The 24102-nt window shown below is 72.5% G+C and carries 14 protein-coding genes; 11 read left to right on the top strand and 3 right to left on the bottom strand.

Going from position 1 to position 24102, the window contains the following annotated elements:
• Nucleotides 1–34: 34 nt before the first annotated feature.
• The 4 genes from AC3CHW_RS08090 (at nt 35) to AC3CHW_RS08075 (ending at nt 6555) form a co-directional block, all read left to right on the top strand.
• Nucleotides 35–316 carry an acylphosphatase gene (locus AC3CHW_RS08090; protein WP_176164341.1) on the top strand — a complete coding sequence of 94 codons (282 nt, stop codon included), beginning with the start codon at nt 35–37 and terminating at the stop codon, nt 314–316.
• A gap of 360 nt (nt 317–676) precedes the next feature.
• Entirely contained in the window at nt 677–883 is a 207-nt protein-coding gene (locus AC3CHW_RS08085) for a hypothetical protein (protein ID WP_176164342.1), read from the top strand.
• Nucleotides 884–1124: 241 nt separating this feature from the next.
• Nucleotides 1125–4895, top strand: a complete 3771-nt coding sequence (locus tag AC3CHW_RS08080; protein ID WP_488470017.1) for an AAA family ATPase — start codon at nt 1125–1127, stop codon at nt 4893–4895.
• A 232-nt stretch (nt 4896–5127) separates the two neighbouring features.
• A complete protein-coding gene (locus tag AC3CHW_RS08075; protein ID WP_488470016.1) occupies nt 5128–6555 on the top strand; it encodes a sugar porter family MFS transporter in 1428 nt (475 codons plus the stop codon).
• An 80-nt stretch (nt 6556–6635) separates the two neighbouring features.
• Here AC3CHW_RS08075 and AC3CHW_RS08070 read toward each other — a convergent pair whose 3' ends face one another.
• Together AC3CHW_RS08070 and AC3CHW_RS08065 are read right to left on the bottom strand one after the other, a co-directional pair.
• Complete coding sequence (locus AC3CHW_RS08070) at nt 6636–7667, bottom strand: LLM class flavin-dependent oxidoreductase (protein WP_488470015.1); 1032 nt, start codon at nt 7665–7667, stop codon at nt 6636–6638.
• A gap of 82 nt (nt 7668–7749) precedes the next feature.
• The gene (locus tag AC3CHW_RS08065) at nt 7750–9264 is read right to left on the bottom strand and encodes a purine-cytosine permease family protein (protein WP_217198550.1); all 1515 of its coding nucleotides are present in this window, start codon (nt 9262–9264) and stop codon (nt 7750–7752) included.
• A gap of 189 nt (nt 9265–9453) precedes the next feature.
• Here AC3CHW_RS08065 and ftsY point away from each other — a divergent pair, with 189 nt between their 5' ends.
• A complete protein-coding gene (gene ftsY, locus AC3CHW_RS08060) occupies nt 9454–10668 on the top strand; it encodes a signal recognition particle-docking protein FtsY (protein WP_398612204.1) in 1215 nt (404 codons plus the stop codon).
• A gap of 675 nt (nt 10669–11343) precedes the next feature.
• On the opposite strand, the gene AC3CHW_RS08055 is transcribed toward ftsY, so the two are convergent.
• Nucleotides 11344–12012, bottom strand: a complete 669-nt coding sequence (locus AC3CHW_RS08055; RefSeq protein ID WP_488470014.1) for a bifunctional DNA primase/polymerase — start codon at nt 12010–12012, stop codon at nt 11344–11346.
• 570 nt (nt 12013–12582) lie between these two features.
• On the opposite strand from AC3CHW_RS08055, the gene nsdA reads away from it, so the two are divergent.
• The 6 genes from nsdA to proS all read left to right on the top strand — a co-directional run bounded on the left by nsdA (nt 12583) and on the right by proS (nt 23854).
• Nucleotides 12583–14082 (top strand): transcriptional repressor NsdA, encoded by a 1500-nt coding sequence (gene nsdA, locus AC3CHW_RS08050; RefSeq protein WP_488470013.1) that lies wholly within the window; start codon nt 12583–12585, stop codon nt 14080–14082.
• A 768-nt stretch (nt 14083–14850) separates the two neighbouring features.
• Nucleotides 14851–16155 carry an ammonium transporter gene (locus tag AC3CHW_RS08045; RefSeq protein ID WP_488470012.1) on the top strand — a complete coding sequence of 435 codons (1305 nt, stop codon included), beginning with the start codon at nt 14851–14853 and terminating at the stop codon, nt 16153–16155.
• Nucleotides 16152–16490 carry a P-II family nitrogen regulator gene (locus tag AC3CHW_RS08040; protein WP_488470011.1) on the top strand — a complete coding sequence of 113 codons (339 nt, stop codon included), beginning with the start codon at nt 16152–16154 and terminating at the stop codon, nt 16488–16490. The genes AC3CHW_RS08045 and AC3CHW_RS08040 overlap by 4 nt, the downstream gene beginning before the upstream one ends.
• Before the next feature lie 867 nt (nt 16491–17357).
• On the top strand, nt 17358–19976 hold the full coding sequence (locus AC3CHW_RS08035) for a [protein-PII] uridylyltransferase (protein ID WP_488470998.1): 2619 nt from the start codon (nt 17358–17360) through the stop codon (nt 19974–19976).
• A 580-nt stretch (nt 19977–20556) separates the two neighbouring features.
• Nucleotides 20557–22134, top strand: a complete 1578-nt coding sequence (gene ffh / locus AC3CHW_RS08030) for a signal recognition particle protein (protein WP_381164397.1) — start codon at nt 20557–20559, stop codon at nt 22132–22134.
• A gap of 307 nt (nt 22135–22441) precedes the next feature.
• Nucleotides 22442–23854 carry a proline--tRNA ligase gene (proS, locus tag AC3CHW_RS08025; protein WP_398612053.1) on the top strand — a complete coding sequence of 471 codons (1413 nt, stop codon included), beginning with the start codon at nt 22442–22444 and terminating at the stop codon, nt 23852–23854.
• Nucleotides 23855–24102 lie beyond the last annotated feature (248 nt).

The raw sequence follows: 24102 nt of genomic DNA, 5'->3' as shown, positions 1-24102 counted from the left end.
GATGGCGGCGGGGTGGGGCGGCTAGCGTGCCCGTATGAACGAGAACGCGCGCCTCACCGCCTGGGTGCGGGGCCGGGTGCAGGGTGTGGGGTTCCGCTGGTTCACGCGGGCCAACGCCCTGCGCATCGGCACGCTGGTCGGCTTCGCCTCGAACCTGGACGACGGCCGGGTCCAGGTGGTGGCCGAAGGGCCGAGAGCCGGCTGCGAGGAACTGTTGGAGTGGCTCCGCACAGGCGACACGCCCGGGCGGGTCGACGGAGTGACTGAGATTTGGGACACCCCGCGAGGCGGTTACGAAACCTTCGAAATTCGCTGACGGGAGCGTCAGCGCGGGGCTATGCCCCGCGTGCCCCGGGATGTGCGCCGGGGAGAAACGGCCTGGTGGTTGCCAATACGGCGCGTCCGTGGAAGGCTGCGGAGCTAAGGATGATCTCCACGCCCCGATGGGTCGCGAGACGAAGCCGCGCCGCACCGTCTACTGCCGCGCCCGCTCGCCTGCCCTGTCGATACGGGGTGTGATCGTGTTGACCGTCAAACTTTTTGGTGAGACGCTGGAAACCCCGCGCACCTTAACTGTTTGGCATTGAAGTCGGTAGTGATGGCAGACACCGCGGGTGCGAATCCCTCACGACCCACACCGCTCCGGTCGGTCACTCATTGTGGAGGACCATCCATCATGGCAAAGGCGCTTCTCGGTTACGTCGGCGGTTCCGACCCCCGAGTCCTCGCCGAGATGCGACGGCTTCAGCAGCGCGTACAGGACCTGGAATCCGAGCTCATCCGGATGCAGGCCGAAAATGACGCGCTGTCCGCCGCCGCTCAGCACAGCGACTCGCTGCTCGACAGCATCGACGTATCCCAGGCGGAGCCTGCGCTTGCCTGACCCGTGGTTCCTCAGGGGACCTGTCGGGCAAGCATCGCCACCCGCTTGAGAATCTGCAAGGGACGCTTCGGCGTCCCTTCGTCGTTTCGCTCCGTTGTTTCTCGTCCAGTCATTCGAGTTTTCCCTACCGTCTGATGTGCCCTTCACCTTCGCCGGCGAAACCGAAAAAGCCGCCGCGGCGCGCCTGGGCGCGCGCTGCGAACGGCTGCCCCTCGGCGCGTGAGCGGTAAAGTCCGACGGCGTGCACCTCAAGAGCCTGACCCTGCGAGGTTTCAAGTCCTTCGCTTCCGCCACGACGCTGCGCTTCGAGCCCGGCATCACCTGCGTCGTGGGTCCCAACGGGTCCGGTAAGTCCAACGTCGTCGATGCCCTGTCGTGGGTCATGGGCGAGCAGGGCGCCAAGTCGCTGCGCGGCGGCAAGATGGAGGACGTCATCTTCGCCGGCACCACCGGCCGCCCGCCGCTCGGCCGCGCCGAGGTCTCCCTCACCATCGACAACGCCGACGGCGCGCTGCCCATCGACTACGCCGAGGTCACCATCACGCGGATCATGTTCCGCAACGGCGGCAGCGAGTACCAGATCAACGGCGACACCTGCCGGCTGCTCGACATCCAGGAACTGCTCTCCGACTCCGGCATCGGCCGTGAGATGCACGTGATCGTCGGCCAGGGCCAGCTCGACTCCGTACTGCACGCCGACCCGATGGGGCGCAGGGCGTTCATCGAGGAGGCGGCCGGCGTCCTCAAGCACCGCAAGCGCAAGGAGAAGGCGGTCAGGAAGCTGGACGCGATGCAGGCCAACCTGGCCCGCGTACAGGACCTGACCGACGAGTTGCGCCGGCAGCTCAAGCCACTGGGGCGGCAGGCGGCCGTCGCGCGGCGGGCCGCCGTCATCCAGGCCGACCTGCGGGACGCGCGGCTGCGCCTGCTCGCCGACGACCTGGTGACGCTGCGCGAGGCGCTGCGGGCCGAGGTCGCGGACGAGGCGGCGCTCAAGGAGCGCAAGGAGGCAGCGGAGGCCGCGTTGCGCACCGCGCAGCGGCGCGAGGCCGCGTTGGAGGAGCAGGTACGGGGGCTCTCGCCGCGCCTGGTGCGGGCCCAGCAGACCTGGCACGAGCTGTCGCAGCTCGCCGAGCGGGTGCGGGGCACCATCGGACTGGCCGACGCGCGGGTCAAGAGCGCTGCCTCGGCCCCGGTGGACGAGCGACGGGGCCGTGACCCGGAGGAGATGGAGCGCGAGGCCCAGCGCATCCGGGAGCAGGAGGCCGAGCTGGAAGCCGCCCTGGAGGCGGTCAGTCGCGCCCTGGACGACACGGTGGCCCACCGCGCGGAACTGGAGCGCGAACTCGCCCAGGAGGAGCGCAGGCTCAGAGACGCGGCCCGCGCGTACGCCGACCGTCGCGAGGGGCTGGCCAGGCTGCACGGCCAGGTGAACGCGGCCCGCAGCCGCGCCTCATCGGCGCAGGCCGAGATCGACCGGCTGACCCGCTCCCGGGACGAGGCACGCGAGCGGGCGGTGGCCGCGCAGGAGGAGTACGAGCAGCTCAAGGCCGAGGTCGACGGGCTCGACGAGGGCGACGCGGAGCTGGCCGACCGACACGAGGAGGCCAAGCGGGCCCTGGCCGACGCGGAAGCCGGGCTCAGCGCGGCCCGTGAGGCGGCGACGGCGGCCGAGCGCAAGCGCGCGGCGACGGCGGCGCGGCACGAGGCGCTGGCCCTGGGGCTGCGCCGCAAGGACGGCACGGGGGCGCTCCTCGGCGCGGGCGACCAGCTCGGCGGGCTGCTCGGCCCCGTCGCGGAGCTGCTCACCGTCGCCCCCGGCTACGAGGTACCACTCGCCGCGGCCCTGGGCGCCGCGGCAGACGCCGTCGCCGTCACCGACCCCGCCACAGCGGCCAACGCCCTGCGACTGCTGCGCAAGCAGGACGCGGGGCGGGCGGCGCTGTTGCTGGGCGCCGGCACGGGCGCCCCGGAGCGCGCGGCAAGCGCCCCGGAGCGTACGGAAGGGAGCGCGGACGCGCCTCTGGGCGCCGGCGCGGTCGCGGACGGCCGCGCGGTCGGCGCGGAGGCCGGGGCTGCCGCTGGAGAGGTCAGCGGGGCCGGCGGAGCCAACGGGGCAGACCGGGGCGCCGGGAGCACCGAGGCGGGCGGCGGCGCCGGGGGAGCGGACGGCGAGGGGCTGGGCGGGCTGGGCATGCCGCTGTGGGCCGCGGATCTGGTGCACGGGCCAGCCGAACTGCTTCCGGCGGTGCGCCGGCTGCTACGCGACGTGGTCGTCGTCACCGCCCTGGAGGACGCCGAGGACCTGGTGGCCTCGCGGCCCGAGGTGATGGCGGTGACCGCCGAAGGAGACCTGTTGGGCGGGCACTTCGCCCAGGGAGGGTCGGCCGGCGCGCCCAGCCTCCTTGAGGTGCAGGCCCAGGTGGACGAGGCGGCGGCGCAGCTCACGGAGCTGGCCGTGCAGTGCGATGAGCTCGCCGACGCCCAGCGGACCGCGCAGCAGCGGCGTACCGAGGCGGCGGCGCTGGTGGAGGAGTTGGCCAGCCGGCGCAGCGCCGCCGACCGGGAGAAGTCGCGTGTCGCGCAGTCGTTGGGCCGGCTCGGCGGCCAGGCACGGGGCGCCGCGGGCGAGGCGGAGCGCATGACGGCCGCCGCCGCCAAGGCCGAGGAGGCGCTCGTGCGGGCGACCGAGGAGGTGGCGGAGCTGGCCGAGCGGCTGCGCGTGGCGGAGGAGGAGTCGCCGTTCGGCGAGGACGGGGCGGACGAGCCCGACACCGCCGTACGCGACCGGCTCGCCGCCGACGGGGCCAACGCCCGGCAGACGGAGATGGAGGCCAGGCTCCAGGTCCGTACGCACGAGGAGCGGGTCAAGGGGCTGGCCGGCCGGGCGGACGCGCTGGATCGCGGGGCGCGGGCGGAGCGGGAGGCGCGGGCGCGGGCCGAGCAGCGCCGCGCCCGGCTGCGGCACGAGGCGGCCGTCGGCGCCGCGGTGGCCGCCGGCGCGCGGCAACTGCTGGCGCACGTCGAGGTCTCGTTGCGGCGCGCCGATCAGGAGCGGCGGTCGGCCGAGACGGCGAAGACGGAGCGCGAGGCCGAGTTGGTCGCGGAGCGGGAACGGGGCCGCGGCCTGGCCGCCGAACTGGACAAGCTCACGCATTCGGTGCACAAGGGCGAGGTTCTCGGCGCGGAGAAGCGGCTACGGATCGAGCAGTTGGAAACGAAGGCGCTGGAGGAACTCGGCGTGGAGCCGGCCGGCCTCGTCGCCGAGTACGGCCCCGACCAGTTGGTGCCCCCGTCGCCGCCCGCCGAGGGCGAGGGACTGCCGCAGGACCCGGAGCACCCGCGCAACCAGCCGGTGCCCTTCGTACGGGCCCAGCAGGAGAAGCGGCTGCGGGCCGCCGAGCGCGCGTACCAGCAGTTGGGCAAGGTGAACCCGCTGGCGCTCGAGGAGTACGCCGCGCTGGAGGAGCGGCACAAGTTCCTGACGGAGCAGCTTGAGGACCTGAAGAAGACCCGGGCCGACCTGCTCCAGGTGATCAAGGACGTGGACGAGCGCGTCGAGCAGGTGTTCACGGAGGCGTTCCGGGACACGGCGCGTGAGTTCGAGGGCGTCTTCTCGCGCCTCTTCCCGGGCGGCGAGGGACGGTTGATCCTCACCGACCCCGAGAACATGCTGACCACCGGCCTGGACGTGGAGGCCCGGCCGCCGGGCAAGAAGGTCAAGCGGCTGTCGTTGCTGTCCGGTGGCGAGCGCTCGCTGACCGCCGTGGCCCTGCTGGTGTCGATCTTCAAGGCGCGCCCGAGCCCGTTCTACGTGATGGATGAGGTCGAGGCGGCGCTGGACGACACCAACCTGCAGCGCCTGATCCGAATCATGGAGGAGTTGCAGGAGAGCTCGCAGCTCATCGTGATCACGCACCAGAAGCGCACGATGGAGGTCGCCGACGCGCTGTACGGCGTGTCCATGCAGGGCGACGGGGTGTCGAAGGTCATCAGCCAGCGGCTGCGCTGACCGGCCCCCGCCCAGCCCGCGCGGACCGCGCGCATGGAGATCAACACTTGAAGCCTTCGCCAGGCGTGGGGTGGAACTCATCGTGATGCGGGGGTATTGACTTCGAAACTTGAAGGCATAGTCTCTGCAACGTTGCTTTTGCCTTCAAGTGGTGGCTCGCGTTGGGTCGTGTCCCACTGGGAGTGCCAGCCCCCCCACGCCCGGCAGTGCGGCCGGGCCTCAGGAGTACACGTTGACCAGCACCGCGCAGCCGCCGGCGCCGGAAGGCCGTAAGGCCATGCCCGAGCACCTCGGCCACGTCATCTTCATCACCGCGGCAGCCGCCATGGGCGGCTTCCTCTTCGGCTACGACAGCTCGGTCATCAACGGTGCGGTCGAAGCGATCCGCGGCCGGTTCGACATCGGCTCGGAAGCCCTGGCGCAGGTGATCGCGGCGGCCCTCATCGGCTGCGCCATCGGCGCGACGACGGCCGGGCGCATCGCCGACCGGATCGGCCGCATCCGCTGCATGCAGATCGCCGCCGTACTGTTCACGATCAGCGCGATCGGCTCCGCCGTGCCGTTCGCGCTGTGGGACCTGGCCATGTGGCGCGTCCTGGGCGGCGTCGCCATCGGCATGGCCTCGGTGATCGGCCCCGCCTACATCGCCGAGGTCTCACCGCCCGCCTACCGGGGCCGGTTGGCCTCCTTCCAGCAGGCGGCGATCGTCATCGGCATCGCCGTCTCGCAGCTCGTCAACTGGGGCATCCTCAACCTCGCGGGCGGCGACCAGCGCGGCACCGTCGCGGGCCTTGAGGCATGGCAGTGGATGCTCGGCGTCATGGTCGTGCCCGCCGTGCTCTACGGCCTGCTCTCGCTGGTCATCCCCGAATCGCCCCGGTTCCTGATCTCCGTGGGCCGGTACGACCAGGCCCGTGCGGTGCTCGCCGAGGTCGAGGGCAAGGACGTCGACATCGACCGGCGCATCGACGAGATCCAGGAAGCCATGCGCCGCGAGCACCGGTCCACCTTCCGGGACCTGATGGGCGGCCGGGCCGGACTGCTGCCGATCGTGTGGATCGGCATCGGCCTCTCGGTCTTCCAGCAGCTCGTCGGCATCAACGTGATCTTCTACTACTCGTCGTCGCTGTGGCAGTCCGTGGGCATCGACCCGAGCAGCTCGTTCTTCTACAGCTTCACCACGTCGATCATCAACATCATCGGCACCGTCATCGCGATGAGCTTCGTCGACCGGATTGGCCGCAAACCGCTGGCGCTCATCGGATCGGCCGGCATGGCCGCCTCCCTCGCCGTCGCCGCCTGGGCGTTCTCGGCCAAGACCGGTACCGGCGAGGACATCAGGATGCCCGACACCCAGGGCACCGTCGCGCTCGTCGCCGCGCACTCCTTCGTGCTCTTCTTCGCCCTGTCCTGGGGCGTGGTGGTCTGGGTGCTGCTCGGCGAGATGTTCCCCAACCGGATTCGCGCCGCGGCGCTCGGCGTCGCCGCCTCCGCCCAGTGGGTGGCCAACTGGGCGATCACCGTCAGCTTCCCGACGCTGTCGGACTGGAACCTCTCCGGCGCCTACGTGATGTACACGATCTTCGCCGTGCTCTCGATCCCGTTCATCCTCAAATGGGTGCCGGAGACCAAGGGCAAGGCGCTGGAGGAGATGGGCTGACCGCCCCATGGCCCCGGCGCCACGGGCGACAGCCCCGGCGCGCGGGCCGAAGCCGCCGCCCCGGCACCGCCCCGGCACCGTCACGGTGCCGGGGCGGCGCCGATCTTGGGCAGTACGGCGCTCGCGAACAGGTGCAGGGAACTCCACCCCTCCTCCACCGGGATGCCGCCACACAGCGGGTGCAGGACCAGCCGCCCGCCGTCGCCGAGGCTCCCCGCCAGCTCCACGCACTCGTCCGGCGTCACGACCCGATAGCGCCCCTGCCGGCGTAGCGCGTCCACGTCGCTCACCGGAGGATGCGCCCCGGAGCGCGCGGGGGGCGCCTGCCACGAGGCGTGCACCCGCGCCTCGTGCAACAGGTGCTGCCCGTACGTCGCCCAGGTGCGGTCCGGGTCCTCGGACAGGTGCAGCAACGGCGTACGGGCCGCCGGCATCACGCAGCGCCCCGCCGTGCCGTACTCCGCGCACCGCGCCCGGTAGTACGCCGCCAGCCGCGGCTGGTGCGCGTTCAGGAACATCGGCAGCCCGAGCCGCGCCGCGCGCCGCGCCGCCGGCCGGGAGCCGCCCCCGACGTACAGCGGCGGATGCGGCTGCGTGTACGGGCGCGGGGTGACCCGAACGGTGCGGCCCCGGTAGCCGAACGGCTCGCCCGTCCAGGCCGCGAGCAGCGTCTCCAGCGCCTCGTCCTGGAGCTTGCCGCGCCAGCGCCAGTCCTTGCCGTGCGCCCCGTACTCCGCGCGCCGCGAACCGAGCCCCGCGACCGTGACCAGCCTGCCGCCGCTCAGCAGGTCGAGCACGGCGATGTCCTCGGCGAGCCGCAGCGGGTCGTACAACGGGGCCAGCAGCGCGGCGACGGTGACCGAGATCTGCCGGGTGGCGCCGAAGACGGTGCCGGCGAAGGTGAGCGGGGAGGGCAGCCACCCGTTGACCGCACCGTGGTGCTCCTCGGTCTGGATGGTGCCGATGCCGCGGTCGTCGGCGAAGGCGGCCATGTCGATGGCCGCGCGGTAGCGCCGGGAGAGGGACTCGGGGGTGGCCGTCGGGTCCACGAGGTTGAACCGTACGGCGGTGCTGGGCGCCGTCGGCGGGCCGGTGGGCAGGGCAGCGGACATGAGAATCCCCTTCGCCGTGGACGGTCCGAGGACGGCGAAGGGGACGGTAGCCCGGTGGTGCGGCCAGGTGGTAGGGCGCGGATCAGCCGACGGGGTTCAACTTCTGGCCATCGCCCGTGGCCCCGTGGGGGGCGGCGCCGGCGCCCTCGCGGGGGCGCGGGAGCAGCGCGAAGCTCACCGCGGCGATCAGGATCGTGGCGGCCCATCCCAGGCCGTTACGGCCGATCCAGCTCGTCGCCAGCGGGCCGGTGAACCAGTCGACCTTGGTGAAGCACAACCCGGCCGTCAGGGCCAGCCCCCAGGCGACCATGGCCTGCCAGCAGAAGCCGCCCACGTACCAGTACCGACTGCTGCGACCGGTGTCCATCAGCCCCCGCGCGTCGTAGCGCACCGCCAGCGCGCGGCGGCGGAACATGTCCACCGCGTACACGCCGATCCAGGCCGAGAAGGAGACGGCGAGGAGGGTGAGGAAGGTGATGAACGAGCCGTAGAAGCTCTTGGCGACCAGCATCAGCAACAGGCCGCCGACCAGGCTGATGACCGCGTTGACGGAGACCGCGAGGGCGCGCGGCAGCTTGACGCCCATGGTCTGCGCGGTGAAGCCGGCCGAGTACATCGACAGGCTGTTGATCAGTAGCATCCCGACCAGCGCGGTGATCAGGTACGGCACCGCGAGCCAGGTGGGCAGCACGTCGCCGAGGAAGGACACCGGGTCGGCGGCGGAGGCGAGATCCGGCGTGGCGACGGCCATGACGGCGCCCATGAGGACCATGGGCACGAACACCAGGGCCGCGCCGGAGACCGTGGCGCCGACGATCTTCCGACCCGACGCCGCGTGCGGCAGGTAGCGCGTGAAGTCCGGCCCCGTCGGCACCCAACTGATGCCGCCCGCCGCGATGGTGCCGATGCCCGCGATCACCATGGCGGTGCTCCCGGTCGGACGGTCGAAGACGGAGCCCCAGTCGGTGTCGACGACCAGGTAGCCGAGGACGAGGACGCTGAAGGCGCCGAAGACATAGGTCGACCACCGGTTGCACACGTTCAGCACGGCTCGACCCATGCCGCTCACCAGGAACGTGGTGGCCACGAAGCCGACCAGCGTGACGACGACCAGCAGGTTGTTCTGTCGGACGCCGAACAGCAGGTCGAGGATGGTCAGCAGGGCGTACGCGCCCGTGACCGCGTTGATCGTCTCCCAGCCGAAGCGGGCCACCCACAGCACGGCGCCGGGGAAGTAGTTGCCCCGAACGCCGAACGTCGCGCGCGAGAGCATGGCGCCCGGAGCGCCGCCCCACTTGCCCGACACCGACAACACGCCCACCATCCCGAACGAGACGGTGGCGGCGCACCCGGCGACCAGCAGCACCTGCCAGAGGCTGAGCCGGTTGAAGACCACCAGCCCGGCGCCCATCGTGAGCAACAGCACGCTGATGTTGGCGGCCACCCAGGTGGGGAACAGCTCGCGCACCCGGCCGTGGCGCTCGTGGGCGGGGACGGGTTCGATGCCGCGGGTCTCGACGGCCCTCGCGGCCGTGGTCGTGGCGGAGTCGGCCGTCGTGGCGTGGGGGGTGGTGAACGCGGTGGACGTCTGGTCCATGGATGGGGGCTCCGTGCGTGCAAGCGGCGGCGGTGACGGGCCGCCGGAAGGGACGCGGGGGACTCTACGCGCGTTGCATCGTCCCATACCATCGTACTTTGCTCCAACTTTGAGACCTAAGTGGCTTTGGTCCTCGCCACCAACTGATGGCGCCGTGATTCAGGACGCGTGGCCGATACTGGGGTCGTTATGGAAATCGTCATCCTTGCTGTAGTCATCGCTGTGGTCGCGCTCGCCGCGATCAGCGGGCTCGTCGTCAGCAGCCGCAAGAAGAAGCGGCTGCCCCCGGCCCCGCCGAGCAGCCCGTCCGTCACCGCGCCGCCCGCCGAGCCACACGTCGGCGAGGAAGCCGAGACCCCACGCGAAGAGCCCCGTCGCACCATCGAGGAGGTGGACCTGCCGGGGGCCACCGCGACGGAACCCGAAGCGCCGGCGGCGCCACCCGCACCCGAGATCGAGGTACCGGAGCCCAGCGCGGGCCGTCTGGTACGCCTGCGCGCCCGCCTCTCGCGCTCGCAGAACAGCCTCGGCAAGGGGCTGCTGACCCTGCTCTCCCGCGAACACCTCGACGAGGACACGTGGGAGGAGATCGAGGACACCCTGCTGACCGCGGACGTCGGCGTGGCGCCCACCCAGGAACTGGTGGAGCGGCTGCGCGAGCGCGTCAAGGTGCTCGGCACCCGCACCCCCGACGAACTGCGCGCCCTGCTCCGTGCCGAGCTGCTACAGCTCGTGGGCACCGACAGCGACCGCACCGTGCACACCGAGAGCGGCGTGACCGCCGACGGTCAGGAGAAGCCCGGCGTGGTGCTCGTCGTCGGCGTGAACGGCACCGGCAAGACCACCACCACCGGCAAGCTCGCCCGGGTGCTTGTCGCCGACGGCAAGTCCGTGGTGCTCGGCGCCGCCGACACCTTCCGCGCCGCCGCCGCCGACCAGCTCCAGACCTGGGGCGAACGGGTCGGCGCCCGCACCGTGCGCGGCCCGGAGGGCGGCGACCCCGCGTCCGTCGCCTTCGACGCGGTGAAGGAGGGCGTGGCCGAAGGGGCCGACGTCGTGCTCATCGACACCGCCGGCCGGCTGCACACCAAGACCGGCCTGATGGACGAGCTGGGCAAGGTCAAGCGCGTGGTGGAGAAGCACGGCGCGGTCGACGAGGTGCTCCTCGTCCTCGACGCCACCACCGGCCAGAACGGGCTCATCCAGGCCCGGGTGTTCGCGGAGGTCGTGGACATCACCGGCATCGTGCTGACCAAGCTCGACGGCACGGCCAAGGGCGGCATCGTCGTCGCGGTGCAGCGCGAACTCGGCGTCCCGGTCAAGCTCGTGGGCCTGGGCGAGGGCGCGGACGACCTGGCCCCCTTCGAGCCGGAGGCGTTCGTGGACGCGCTGATCGGCGACTGAGCCCGCGACGAGGAACGCACGACCACGACCGAGGCGACAACCACCCAGGGCCGCCCCGCATCCCGCGGGGCGGCCCTCGCGCGTGGGTGTCGTTTCGTGCTTCGTCGCCCCGTACTCCGTGCGTCACGCTCTGCCGCCCCGTGCCCCGCGCCCCGTGCTCCAGGCAGGACCACTGCTCCGTGCCCCGTGCTCCAGGCAGGGCCATTGCTCCGTGCTCCGTGCATGCCCCGTGCTCCGTGCTCCGTGCTCCGTGCCTGTGGTCCGTGGGGGAGGGGGCGCGCATGCCGGAGCCGCCCGCGGGGCTGGCTGCCGGCGGCCCTGGCTGCCTCGGCGCCTCGTGGGGCGTGGCCGGTCGGGTGACGGGGCCGCATCAGGGGAGGGGTGCGCGGCTGGGCCAAGGGCAGCCGCGCTGGAGCGAGCCGGGGTCAGGGGAACTGTCACGGGTCAGGCGCCCGTGCGCCACGGAGCGCGCGTGGGAGCGCCCGCCTACTTCGCGGGCGCCCGCTGCGCGCTCCGAGGCGCGTGCCGCGCGCCGACGTCGGGTGAGCGCGAACGGCCTGCTGGTTGAGGAGCGGCGGCGACGAGTCGTACGGGGCCGCGGCGCGGCGGAGCCGTGGCGGAGTGGGGCGGCGCGCCCGGCGCGCGACCTGTCGACGTACGGTGCGGACCTTCGGCTCAGGTTCCTGAGCGGTGGCAGACGTAGGCCAGGGTGCCGAGGAGCAGGCGCGCGTGCGGCGGGCTGTCGGCGGTGTCCAGGGTGGGTGGGCGCAGCCAGCGGACCGGGCCGAGGCCGCCGCGGTCGGATGGCGGGGCCGTGACGTGCTCGCCGTGGCCGAGGCAGCGCAGGCCGAGGTCGGCGTCGTCCCAGCCCATGCGGTAGAGCAGGTGCGGGAGTTCGGCCGCGGCTCCGGGGGCGACGAAGAACTGCGCGTGTCCTTCGGGTGTGACGGCCACTGGGCCGAGCGGTAAGCCCATGCGTTCCAGTCGTACCAGCGCGTGGCGCCCCGCCGCCTCACCCACCTCGAGGACGTCGAAGGCGCGACCGACGGGGAGGAGCATCGCGGCTCCCGGCGTACCCGACCAGATCGCCGCGGCCTCGTCGAGCGTGGAGCCCGCCGGGACCAGTTGCGTTCCGGCCAGTGGATGGGCTCCGGGGGCGGCGCAGTCGATCGCCCCGCACGAGCACTCACGCACCCCGCCGGCACCCCGCACGGCCCGGGCTCCGGGCCTCACGTCCCACCCCCACAGCCCGGTGTACTCCGCCACCGTCGTGCTTTCGCTCGCACGGCCGCGGCGCCGTGAGGCCGACCGGATGTCTCGGATGCCGCCGATCGTGAAGCCCATGCTCCCTCCAACGGGTTGCGCTCTTGATGGTTACGAGTTGGAGTTCCGCCGAAACCCTCGGTGGCTGCCGATGGCGAGGCGGCGTGCTGCCGCGTACGGGGTGGTGTGTTGTCAAACGCATGCCCTGTGGCGCACCACTGCGCCTTGTGAGGGCGACCTGTGACAAGTGAATCGTGGTGGGCGACAGGGGAGTTCATTCGAAGGGGTGGCGAATGGTGGCGTTTCCCGGAAGCGCCTCGCTGGAGCAGTGATCGTAGGATTACCGTCGGTACACGCAAGCCGGAACCGCGCTTGTCACCTGGTTGAGTCGACCGCATGTCGTGACGCGTCAAGTTCGCTGGTAAGCGGCCGTGTTGGCGGAAGCCGCGCGGTCACGCGACCGGCCTCGACCGCGACGATGCCCGCCCCTTACGCCGCCCCCTGCGCCGATGGCTCGGAGCGGAGTGTGATACGGAGGGCGCTGAGCGAAGGTGAACGCCGAGGGCTGGCGCGGATGGCGAAGGCCCGGCGACGATGGTGCGGTCGCGGCTGAGCGAACGATGACGTGACTCTCGAAGTGGGGGCGTTCCAGTGGGCGGCAACTGCGGAAGCGCTGAGAAGCGACCCAACGAGCAACTGGGCTCGTGGTTTCTCCGCAGTGGCTGGTCAAAGGGCGAACTCGCCCGACAGGTGAACCGCAGGGCGCGCCACATCGGCGCACACCACATCAGTACCGACACCTCACGGGTGCGCCGCTGGCTCGACGGCGAGCAACCGCGCGAACCGATTCCGCGCATCCTGTCCGAACTGCTCTCCGAGCGCTTCGGGTGCGTGGTGAGCGTGGAGGACCTGGGGCTGAGGGTGCACCACCAGGCCCCCTCCGTCTCCGGCGTCGACCTGCCCTGGACGGGGCCCCAAACGGTCGCGCTGATCAGCGAGTTCTCACGCAGCGACCTGATGCTGGCCCGGCGCGGGTTCCTCGGTACGTCGCTCACCCTCGCGGCCGGGCCGGCGCTCGTGGAGCCCATGCAACGGTGGTTGGTGCCCGCTCCCATGGGCGCGACGGGCGCGGTGGCCAGCGGAGGGCCGCGGCCGGACCGGACGCACCGGGTGCGACTGTCGGAGCCGGAGCTGGACATGCTGGAGTCCACCACGCGGATGTTCCGCCAGTGGGACGCCCAGTGCGGCGGCGGACTGCGCCGCAAGGCGGTCGTGGGACAACTGCACGAGGTCACCGACCTCATGCAGGAGCCGCAGTCGCCCCCCATCGCCAGGCGCCTGTTCGGAGCCGCCGCGGAACTCGCGGAGCTGGCGGGCTGGATGAGCTACGACATCGGCCTGCAACCCACCGCCCAGAAGTACTTCGTCCTCGCGCTCCACGCCGCCCGGGAGTCCGGCGACCGCGCGCTCGGGGCGTACGTGCTGTCCAGCATGAGCCGTCAGATGATCCACCTGGGGCGCCCGGAGGACGCGTTGGAGCTGATCCATCTCGCGCAGTACGGGGGGCGGGAGTCGGCCACGGCGCGGGTGCAGGCGATGTTGCACTCGCTGGAGGCGCGCGCGTACGCGAACATGGGCCTGCCCAACAAGTGCCATCGCGCCGTGAAGATGGCGGAGGACACCTTCGCCGACTGCGGCCCCGGCGATGCCGACCCGGACTGGATTCGCTTCTTCTCCGAGGCCGAGCTGTACGCGGAGAACGCGCACTCCTACCGCGACCTCGCCTACGTCGCCGGTCGCAGCCCCACGTACGCGCACCTGGCGCAGCCCCTGATGCTCAGGGCCGTCGAACTGTTCGGCCGGGAAGTCAGCCAGGGCAACCCCGACTACCAGCGCTCCTACGCGCTCAACCTGATCGGCATGGCCACCGTCCACCTGCTCCAGCGCGAGCCGGAGCAGTGCACCGTGCTCGCCGACCGCGCCTTACACGCGGCCCAGAAGGTGCGTTCCGAGCGGGTCAACAACCGCTTGCGCAAGACGGTCGACAACGCCGTACGGGAGTACGGACACCTCGCCGAGGTCGCCTGCCTCGCCAACGAACTCACCCGCCTCCTGCCGGACCCGATGGAGGCCGCACAAGCGGCAGTCTGACGCGGTCCGCCCCCGGAATCCGACCGCGGTGGCCCCCTCGCACGACCGACTCGGCTCCCCTATGCCAGTCGGCGAGGTGGCGCCGCGGTCGGTCTCATGAGGCCCTCTCTCGCGAACGGGTGGTTCCCGAGGTTCGGGCTGGGCTCGCGGCGCGTGGGCTCACGGCGCGGCCGTACGGGTCCGTGCTGCCTCCACGCGTCGTACCGCTTCGCCACGCACGGGCCGTCCGCGGCACCATCTCGCCGGAGCACGGAGCACGGAGCACGGAGCACGGAGCACGGAGCACGGAGCACGGAGCACGGAGCACGGAGCACGGAGCACGGAGCACGGAGCACGGAGCACGGAGCACGGAGCACGGAGCACGGAGCACGGAGCACGGAGCGGTGGCTTTGGTGTGGCTACGGCGTGCGGTGCGGTGATCATCGCCGGGGGCACGGGGCACGGGGCACGGGGCACGGGGCACGGGGCACGGGGCACGGGGCACGGGGCACGGGGCACGGGGCACGGGGCACGGGGCCGCGCGGGTGCTTGGGGCGGGGTGTGGGCGGGGGCACGGCGTAACGGGGCGGGCTGGGCCGGCTGGCGGCGTCGGCTCCTGGAGTTCATTCGTGCGTAACACCGCCGCGCCCTTCGTCACCCCGGCGAAACACCGTGCGGCCCTGGCCGAAACGGCGCTGCGCCAACCTCGTGGCTACATCGGACCGCTCAGCCGGTTCCGCTCGAATCCGCCTTGCCCGCAGGGGCAGCCGCGACGAGGAGACGTCGACATTGAACGGCGCAGATACCGCATTCGTCCTGATCAGTGCCGCACTCGTGATGGTGATGACACCCGGCCTCGCCTTCTTCTACGGCGGCATGGTGCGAGTCAAGAGCGCCCTCAACATGCTCATGATGTCGTTCATCTCGCTGGGCATCGTGAGCGTGCTGTGGGTGCTGTACGGCTACTCGCTGGCCTTCGGTGACGACGTGGGGGCGGGGCTGCTCGGCAACCTCGACCACGTCGGCCTCAGGGGCGTGGACGCCAGTACGCTCACGGGCGGCGACGAGGGCATCCCCGTCTTCGCCTTCGCCGTGTTCCAGCTCATGTTCGCGGCGCTGACGCCCGCGTTGATGAGCGGTGCGTTGGCCGATCGGGTGAAGTTCAGCGCCTGGGCCCTGTTCGTCACCCTGTGGGTGAGCCTCGTCTACTTCCCGGTCGCGCACTGGGTGTGGCAGGCGGACGGCTGGCTGTTCCGGCTGGAGGTCATCGACTTCGCCGGCGGCACGGCCGTACACATCAACGCCGGCATCGGGGCGCTCGCGGCGGTGCTCGTCGTCGGCAAGCGGATCGGGTTCAGGCGGGACCCCATGCGCCCGCACAGCCTGCCCCTGGTCATGCTGGGCGTGGCGCTGTTGTGGTTCGGCTGGTTCGGCTTCAACGCGGGCTCCGCGCTCGCCGCGAACGGCACCGCCGCCACCATGGCCCTGAACACGCAGGCCGCCACCGGCGCCGCGATGCTCGGCTGGCTGGCGTACGAGCGAGTCCGGCACGGTGCGTTCACCACGCTGGGCGCCGCCTCCGGCGCCGTCGCCGGGCTGGTGGCCATCACCCCGGCGGGTGCGCACGTGGACGCGATGGGCGCGCTGCTCATCGGCGTCGTGGCGGGCGCCGTCTGCTCCTGGGCGGTGAGCCTCAAGTACAAGCTGGGCATCGACGACTCGCTCGACGTGGTCGGAGTGCACCTCGCGGGCGGGCTCGTCGGCACGCTCCTGGTCGGGGTGCTGGCCAACGACGGCGTCGGCGGGCTCGGGCAGTTGGGCAAGCAGGCGACGGGCGCGTTCGCCGTGCTCGGGTTCTCCTTCGTCGCCTCGTGGCTGCTGGCCAAGCTGGTGGACGCTCTCCTCGGCTTCCGCGCCGCCGAGGACGACGAAGTCGGCGGCGTCGACCAGGCGTTCCACGCGGAGACGGCCTACGACCTCGGCTCCGTCGGAGCCGTGAGCACCGGCCGCGCCACGGGACCCGCGGGCCCCGACAGACACCAGCCCGACGTCGCCACGGTGCGGCAGTCGGGGAACGCGAAGGTGGACGCGTGAAGCTCATCACGGCCGTCGTCAAGCCGCACCGGCTGGACGAGATCAAGGAAGCGCTCCAGGCGTTCGGCGTCCAGGGTCTGACGGTGACGGAAGCCAGCGGGTACGGGCGCCAGCGCGGGCACACCGAGGTCTACCGGGGCGCCGAGTACACCGTGGACCTGGTGCCGAAGGTCCGCATCGAGATCCTGGTAGAGGACGCGGAGGCGGCCGGGCTGATCGACGTCATCGTGCAGGCCGCCCGTACCGGAAAGATCGGCGACGGCAAGGTGTGGACCGTCCCCGTGGAGACGGTGGTCCGCGTACGCACCGGCGAACGCGGCCCGGACGCCCTGTAGCCCCCGCGCGCACGGGGCGCCGCCCTCGGAGGTCGGGGCCTTCGCGAGCGGCGCCAGGGGACACCAGGCCACCGCCTCAGCACACCGGCTCGCCAACGACCCGGCAGCGGCCGACAACTGGCTGCTCGGGGAGGACCGTCCCGCCTCCCGTCGCACGAAACGGAGCCCGAGTTGACCGACGACATCACGCAACAGGTCACGGGGCGGACGGCGCCAGCCGATTCCGGCCACCACGGCTACGCGGCGGCCCGACTCCACCTCCTCCAGGAGCAGGGCCCACCAGGCCAGCCGCGCCGAGCGAGGCTGGCCGACCTCACGGACGGCTGGTTGACCTCCCTGCTCGCTCGGGCCACCCAGGCAGCGGGGCTCGGCCACGGCGGGGCCGGTGACCGCCCTGGGCAGCGGCGGACGGAGCACGGGGCACGGGGCACGGGGCCGGGGGATACGGAGCACGGCGCCTGGAGCACGCAGCGATCGGGCGCACTGGACCCCGGGGCCGAGCACTCCGTCGCGCCGGACGTACCAGGCGGCCGTGACCCGCAGTCGCGTGGGCCTCTCGGGGCCAGCGCCGCCCCGGGCACGGACGACGACACGCGAGGAGCGGGCCGCGAGGCCGGCAGCGCCTCCCAGGAGCACGGGGCGGGACGGTACGGCGTCGGTGGGCAGGGAGGCCGGCACGTTACGGAGCACGGAGCGGGAGGCACGGGGCGGACCAGGCCACCCACGGGGCACGGTGCGCGGGGCGCGGGGCTCGACATCTCCATCGCCGAGCAACCCGGACGCCGGGGCCCCGCCGCCACGCCTCCCGAGACCGCCGGAACCCTCGCGGCCTCGCCGCCGGCCGCACCGCCGTACGGCTGGCCGACGGTGGCCGTGCGCGGCGTGTCGCTCGTCGCGGTAGGAGGCTACGGACGCGGCGAACTCTCCCCGCGCAGCGACCTGGACGTGCTGCTGTTGCACGACGGCTCCGCCGACGCGGCGGCCCTCGCCACCCTCGCCGACCAGATCTGGTACCCGATCTGGGACCTGAGCCTCGCCCTCGACCACTCGGTGCGTACGGTCACTGAGGCGCGCGAGGCGGCAGCGGGCGACCTCAAGGCCCACCTCGGCCTGCTCGACGCACGGCACCTCGCGGGCGATGCGGAGCTGACGGCGCGGCTGCGCTCCGCCAGCCTCGCCGACTGGCGCGCCAGCGCGCGGCAACGGCTGCCGGAACTCCATGAGTTGTGTCAGGAGCGGGCGCGGCGCCACGGCGAGCTGCGGTTCCTGCTGGAGCCGAACCTCAAGGAGGCCCGCGGCGGTCTACGCGACGTCACGGCCCTGCGAGCCGTCGCCGCGTCCTGGCTCGCGGACGCGCCCCGCGCGGGACTCGAACAGGCGCACAACCGGCTGCTCGACGTACGAGACGCGCTGCACCTCGTCACCGGTCGGGCCACCGAGCGGCTGGCGCTGCAGGAGCAGCACGAAGTAGCCGCGCACCTCGGGCTGTTGGACGCCGACACACTCCTGCGTGAGGTGTACGAGGCGGCGCGGACGATCTCGTACGCCGCCGACGCCACCTGGCGCGAGGTCCACCGCGTGCTGCGGGTCGGCAGGCCGCGCTCAGGACGGCGCGGGCCGCTCCGTGGCGGCGGCGCGGAGCATGCCGGCACGGAACATGCCGGGACGGAGCACGCCGGGACGGGGCACGGAGCGCACGCGGTGGGGCGCGGAGCCCGCTCGGTCGACGGCGCGCGCACCCCGCTCGCCGAGGGCGTGGTCGAGCACGAGGGAGAAGCCGTACTGGCCCGCGCGGCCCGCCCCGATCGCGACCCCGTGCTGCCCCTACGGGCCGCGGCGGCAGCGGCCCAGGCGGGGTTGTGCCTGTCCGTGCACACGGTGCGCCGGCTGGCCGACGCCGCGCCGCTCCCCACGCCGTGGCCCGCGGCGGCGCGCGAACAGCTGATCACCTTGCTCGGTGCGGGCGACGCCCTGGTGCCGGTGTGGGAGGCGCTGGAGGCCGAGGGGTTGATCAGCCGGTTGCTGCCCGACTGGGAGCGGGTACGGTGCCGCCCGCAACGCAACCCCGTGCACCGTTGGACGGTCGACCGCCACCTGATCGAGACCGCGGCCCGCGCCAGTGCGCTGTGCCGCCGTGTCGGCCGCCCTGACCTGCTGTTGCTCGCAGCGCTCCTGCACGACATCGGCAAGGGCTGGCCCGGCGACCACTCCGTGGCGGGGGAGACCATCGCCCACGACATGGCCACGCGTATCGGCCTCGACGCGCCCGACGCCGCCGTCCTGGCCACACTCGTACGCCACCATCTGCTGCTCGTCGACACGGCTACCCGCCGCGACCTCGACGACCCCGCCACCGTACGGCTCGTCGCGCGGGCCGTCGGCAGCCCGAGCACCCTGGAACTGCTGCACGCGCTCACGGAGGCCGACGCCCTCGCCACGGGACCCGCCGCATGGAGCGCCTGGCGGGCGTCGCTGGTGGCCGAGCTGGCCAGGCGCGTCGCCGAACTCAGGGGCGAGCCCCCGGTGGCGCACGCCGCAATCCAGGCGCCCACCGCCGAGCAGGAGCGACTCGCGACCGAAACGTGGCGTACCGGCGAACCGGCGCTCGTCCTGCACCCCCGTTCGGAGCCGTACGCGATGGTCACGGGGCGCCACGTCGCCACCGGAGCGGGTGTCTCCGGTGCCGGCCCCGTGCCCGCGGCGGAGAGACCGGTCGCGCAGCAGGAGCCCGTGGGCGTCGAACTCCTCATGGCCGCACCCGACCGGCCCGGAACACTGGCCACGGCTGCCGGCGTGCTGGCCCTCCACGGCCTGACGGTGCGCTCCGCCGACCTGCGCACCGTGACGCTCCCCGCCGCCCTCGCCGACGGCCCGCCAGAGTGGGGAGACCGACTGATGGCGGGTGGGCGGGGTCCGGCACCCGCGTCCCCTACCAAGGCGACGCCAACGGCGCACCGACCACCCCCCACGTCAACGACCGTGAACCCGCACCGCCCCGACCGTCACAAGCGCGCCGGAGCGGAAGGCGATGCCGAGCCGGGCGCGAAGCCACGGTCGCCCGCCGTGCTGCTGCTGACCTGGCGCGTCGCCGCCGCCTACGGAACCCTGCCCCACGCCACTCGGCTACGTCACGATCTGAGCCGCGCCCTGAACGGTGCACTGGACGTCGCCGCCAGGCTGACGGAGCGCGAGCAGGCGCACCCGCCCCGCCGCGGCGCCCCCGCGGCTCCGCCGCGCGTCACCGTTGCGCCCGATGGCTCGCAGTACGCCACGGTGCTCGAAGTGCGCGCCCAGGACGCGCCCGGCCTGCTGCACCGCATCGGTCGCGCGCTGGAGGACGCGGGAGTCGTCGTGCGCAGCGCGCACATCAGCACGCTGGGCGCCCACGCAGTGGACGCCTTCTACGTCACCGATCCCACCGGCACCCCGCTCCCGGAGGAGCGGGCCGTGGCGCTGGCGCGAGCGCTCGAGCGCGCCTTGTCCTGAGCCTGGCTCGGACGTGGCGGCCACCCGACGCTCTGGCCGCCCGCGGCACCATCTCGCCGGAGCACGGAGCACGGAGCACGGAGCACGGAGCACGGAGCACGGAGCACGGAGCACGGAGCACGGAGCACGGAGCACGGAGCAGCGGCTTTGTTGTGGCTACGGCGCGCGATGCGGTGATCATCGCCGGGGCACGGGGCACGGGGCACGGGGCACGGGGCACGGGGCACGGGGCACGGGGCCGCGGGGCAGGGGGCACGGGGCCGCGGGTGCTGGGTGGTGACGCGGGGCGGGCTGGGCCGCGTGGTGCGGTGGGCCCAGCGCCCTCACCCAGTGCGGGTCGACGTTCGCGCGGTGGATGAGGCACTGTGGGCACGGCGACCCACCTGGACAACGTCGCCGACGCGTTCCGGCGCCGTCGCACGGCCAGTCGGCTCGGGCGCCGTACGCGGGGCTCGGGGCACTGCCCTCACCGGCGCCGGAAAGGGGGCCACGGGCAGCGGGGCAGACCAGGCCGGACCGGGCGGATACCCTTGGGGGTCAACCGCCGAATCGACTTCGACAAGAAGGACTCGCGACCGCCGTGTTCGATACCCTCTCCGACCGCCTCGCAGCGACGTTCAAGAACCTCCGGGGCAAGGGGCGCCTGTCCGAGGCGGACATCGACGCCACGGCGCGCGAAATCCGTATCGCCCTCCTTGAGGCGGACGTCGCCCTCCCCGTGGTCCGGGCGTTCATCAAGCAGGTCAAGGAGCGCGCGCTCGGTGCCGAGGTCTCCCAGGCGCTGAACCCCGCCCAGCAGGTCATCAAGATCGTTAACGAGGAGCTGGTCGGCATCCTCGGTGGCGAGACCCGCCGCCTGCGGTTCGCCAAGACCCCGCCCACCGTCATCATGTTGGCCGGCCTCCAGGGCGCCGGTAAGACCACACTCGCCGGCAAGCTCGGCCGGTGGCTGCGCACGCAGGGGCACACGCCGCTGCTCGTGGCCTGTGACCTTCAGCGCCCCAACGCCGTCAACCAGCTCTCGGTCGTCGCCGAGCGCGCCGGGGTCGCGATCTACGCGCCCGAGCCGGGCAACGGTGTGGGTGACCCGGTCCGGGTCGCCGAGGACTCCATCGCCTTCGCCAAGTCCAAGCAGTACGACGTGGTGATCGTCGACACGGCGGGACGCCTCGGTATCGACCAGGAGCTGATGCAGCAGGCGGCGGACATCCGCGACGCCGTGCGGCCGGACGAGGTGCTGTTCGTCGTCGACGCGATGATCGGCCAGGACGCGGTGAACACCGCGGAGGCGTTCCGGGACGGCGTCGGGTTCGACGGCGTCGTGCTCTCCAAGCTTGACGGTGACGCCCGTGGTGGTGCCGCGCTGTCCATCGCGCACGTCACCGGCCGGCAGATCATGTTCGCGTCGAACGGCGAGAAGCTCGACGACTTCGACGCCTTCCACCCGGACCGCATGGCCTCGCGCATCCTCGGCATGGGCGACATGCTGAGCCTGATCGAGAAGGCCGAGCAGACCTTCAGCCAGGCCGAGGCCGAGAAGATGGCGGCCAAGCTGGCGAAGGGCCCCAAGGAGTTCACGCTCGACGACTTCCTGGCGCAGATGGAGCAGGTCCGCAAGATGGGCTCCATCTCGAAGCTGCTCGGCATGTTGCCGGGCATGGGGCAGATCAAGGACCAGATCAACAACCTGGACGAGAAGGACGTCGACCGTACCGCCGCGATCATCAAGTCGATGACCCCGGCCGAACGGCAGGAGCCGACGATCATCAACGGCTCGCGCCGTGCCCGTATCGCACGCGGTTCCGGTGTCGACGTCAGCGCGGTCAAGAACCTCGTCGAGCGCTTCTTCGAGGCGCGCAAGATGATGTCGAAGATGGCCCAGGGCGGCGGCATGCCGGGGATGCCCGGCATGCCTGGGATGCCGGGCATGGGGGGTGGCTCGCGCAAGAAGGGCAAGCCCCAGAAGAAGGCCAAGGGCAAGCAGCGCAGTGGTAACCCCATGAAGCGCAAGGCCGAGGAGCAGGCCGCGGCGGAGCGCCGCGCCGCGGGCCCCGGCGCCCAACAGGGCGACGCGTTCGGGCTGCCGGGCGCGGGCAAGGACGCGAGTTCGTTCGAGCTGCCCAAGGAGTTCCGCGACATGCTCCCGCCGCAGCAGTAACGGCTGTTACGCGGCTCCGCCGCTCGCGCCGTGGCCCCGTACTGGTACGGAGCCACGGCGCCGTCGTATCCGGCGCGCACCGCACCCGCTGCCCGCCCCCTCGCGGCCCGCTGCCCCCACGGCTCGCGCGCACGCGGCAGACTCGCGTGCCCCGTGCCCCGTGCCCCGTGCCCCGTGCCCCGTGCCCCGTGCCCCGTGCCCCGTGCCCCGGTGAGGGTCACCGCTCCGTGCCCCGTACCCCGCTACGTCGCGAGGGTCCAGGGGCGCGATTCACGTTCTGCGGGGCTCGCCCCGTACGATCTGGGCCATGGCAAAGGCTCCCGTACTCACGCCCCAGGCGGACGATTTCCCGCGCTGGTACCAGGATCTGATCAACAAGGCCGAACTGGCCGACAACGGCCCGGTGCGCGGCACCATGGTCATCCGACCGTACGGGTACGGGCTCTGGGAGCGGATGCAGCGGGAGCTGGACGACCGGATCAAGGAGGCGGGCGCCGCCAACGCGTACTTCCCCCTGTTCATCCCGCAGTCGTACCTGACCCGCGAGGCCGAGCACGTCGAGGGCTTCGCGCCGGAGCTGGCGGTCGTCACGCACGGTGGCGGCAAGGAGCTGGAAGAGCCGGTCGTGGTGCGCCCCACGTCCGAGACGATCATCAACGAGTACTTCTCGAAGTGGGTGCAGAGCTACCGGGACCTGCCGCTGCTGATCAACCAGTGGGCCAACGTGGTTCGCTGGGAGATGCGCCCGCGGGTGTTCCTGCGCACCTCCGAGTTCCTCTGGCAGGAGGGGCACACGGCGCACGCCACGTACGAGGACGCGCGGGAGTACGCCGCGCGCATCCACCGCGAGGTGTACGCCGACTTCATGGTGAACGTCCTGGGCATCGATGTCGTGCTCGGGCGCAAGACCGCGAAGGAACGGTTCGCGGGCGCGATCAACACCCTCACCCTCGAGGGCATGATGGGCGACGGCAAGGCGTTGCAGCTCGGCACCAGCCACGAGCTCGGCCAGAACTTCGCCAAGGCGTTCAACACCCAGTACCTCTCGGCCGACGGCGGCCGGGAGCTGGTGTGGCAGACCTCGTGGGGCGTCTCGACCCGGATGGTCGGCGGGCTGATCATGTCGCACGGTGATGACAGCGGCCTGCGGGTGCCGCCGCGGCTCGCGCCCGTACAGGCCGTGGTGTTGGCGATCAAGGGCGAGGAGTCCGTCGCCGCCGTGCGGGCCCTGGGCGACAAGCTGAAGGCCGCCGGCATCCGCGTGCAGGTCGACGACCGGGTGGACGTCCCGTTCGGCCGTCGCGCCGTGGACTGGGAGCTCAAGGGCGTACCGGTGCGGATCGAGATCGGCCCGCGCGACCTGGAGAACGGCACCGCCATGCTCGCCCGGCGCATCCCCGGGGGCAAGGAGCCGGTCCGCGCGGAGACCCTGCCCGAGACCCTGCCGGCGATCCTCGAAGAGGACCAGGCACTGCTGCTCCAGCAGTCCCGTGAGCGCCGGGAGAGCCGTACGACGGAGGTGACCACGCTCGACGAGGCCGCGCAGGCCGCGACGGCGGGCGGCTGGGCGCGCATCCCATGGGCGAAGCTCGGCCCCGAGGGCGAGGCCAAACTGGCTGAACAGGCTGTGTCCGTACGGTGTTTGATCGCCGAGGATGGTGCGGTGCCGGACGCGGACGACGCTCCCGGTACGGTCGCCATCGTCGCCCGCTCGTACTGAGGCGGGCCCCTCGGCGAGGGGTGACCGTTCGGCGCGGATTCGACGTCCGGGTTCCAGCCGTGCCGCACGCACGGCGCGGCTGGACGACGTCATGGCCCGGAGCGACGGGGCGGCACGCGGAGCCGTGCCGGCCATGGTGCACGGCGCGCGGTGCGGGGCGGTACACGGAGCGCCGCCGGCGTGCGGTGCGGGCGCGCGGCGCCCGCCCGAAGCGAGGTTCCTGCCCGGACGCTGGGGCGTACGCACCG

This window comes from Streptomyces sp. MGP-BFMKR1 (genome assembly GCF_057766585.1).
Note: the sequence above shows the minus strand (reverse complement) of the source record. Positions and strands in the feature narration are given on the sequence as shown.

Bases quoted from the DNA above. Each gene is read 5' to 3' on its own strand.
- AC3CHW_RS08090 (WP_176164341.1), top strand. From the start codon at position 35: ATGAACGAGAACGCGCGCCTCACCGCCTGGGTGCGGGGCCGGGTGCAG.
- AC3CHW_RS08085 (WP_176164342.1), top strand. From the start codon at position 677: ATGGCAAAGGCGCTTCTCGGTTACGTCGGCGGTTCCGACCCCCGAGTC.
- AC3CHW_RS08070 (WP_488470015.1), bottom strand. From the start codon at position 7,667: ATGTCCGCTGCCCTGCCCACCGGCCCGCCGACGGCGCCCAGCACCGCC.
- AC3CHW_RS08065 (WP_217198550.1), bottom strand. From the start codon at position 9,264: ATGGACCAGACGTCCACCGCGTTCACCACCCCCCACGCCACGACGGCC.
- ftsY (WP_398612204.1), top strand. From the start codon at position 9,454: ATGGAAATCGTCATCCTTGCTGTAGTCATCGCTGTGGTCGCGCTCGCC.
- AC3CHW_RS08055 (WP_488470014.1), bottom strand. From the start codon at position 12,012: ATGGGCTTCACGATCGGCGGCATCCGAGACATCCGGTCGGCCTCACGG.
- proS (WP_398612053.1), top strand. From the start codon at position 22,442: ATGGCAAAGGCTCCCGTACTCACGCCCCAGGCGGACGATTTCCCGCGC.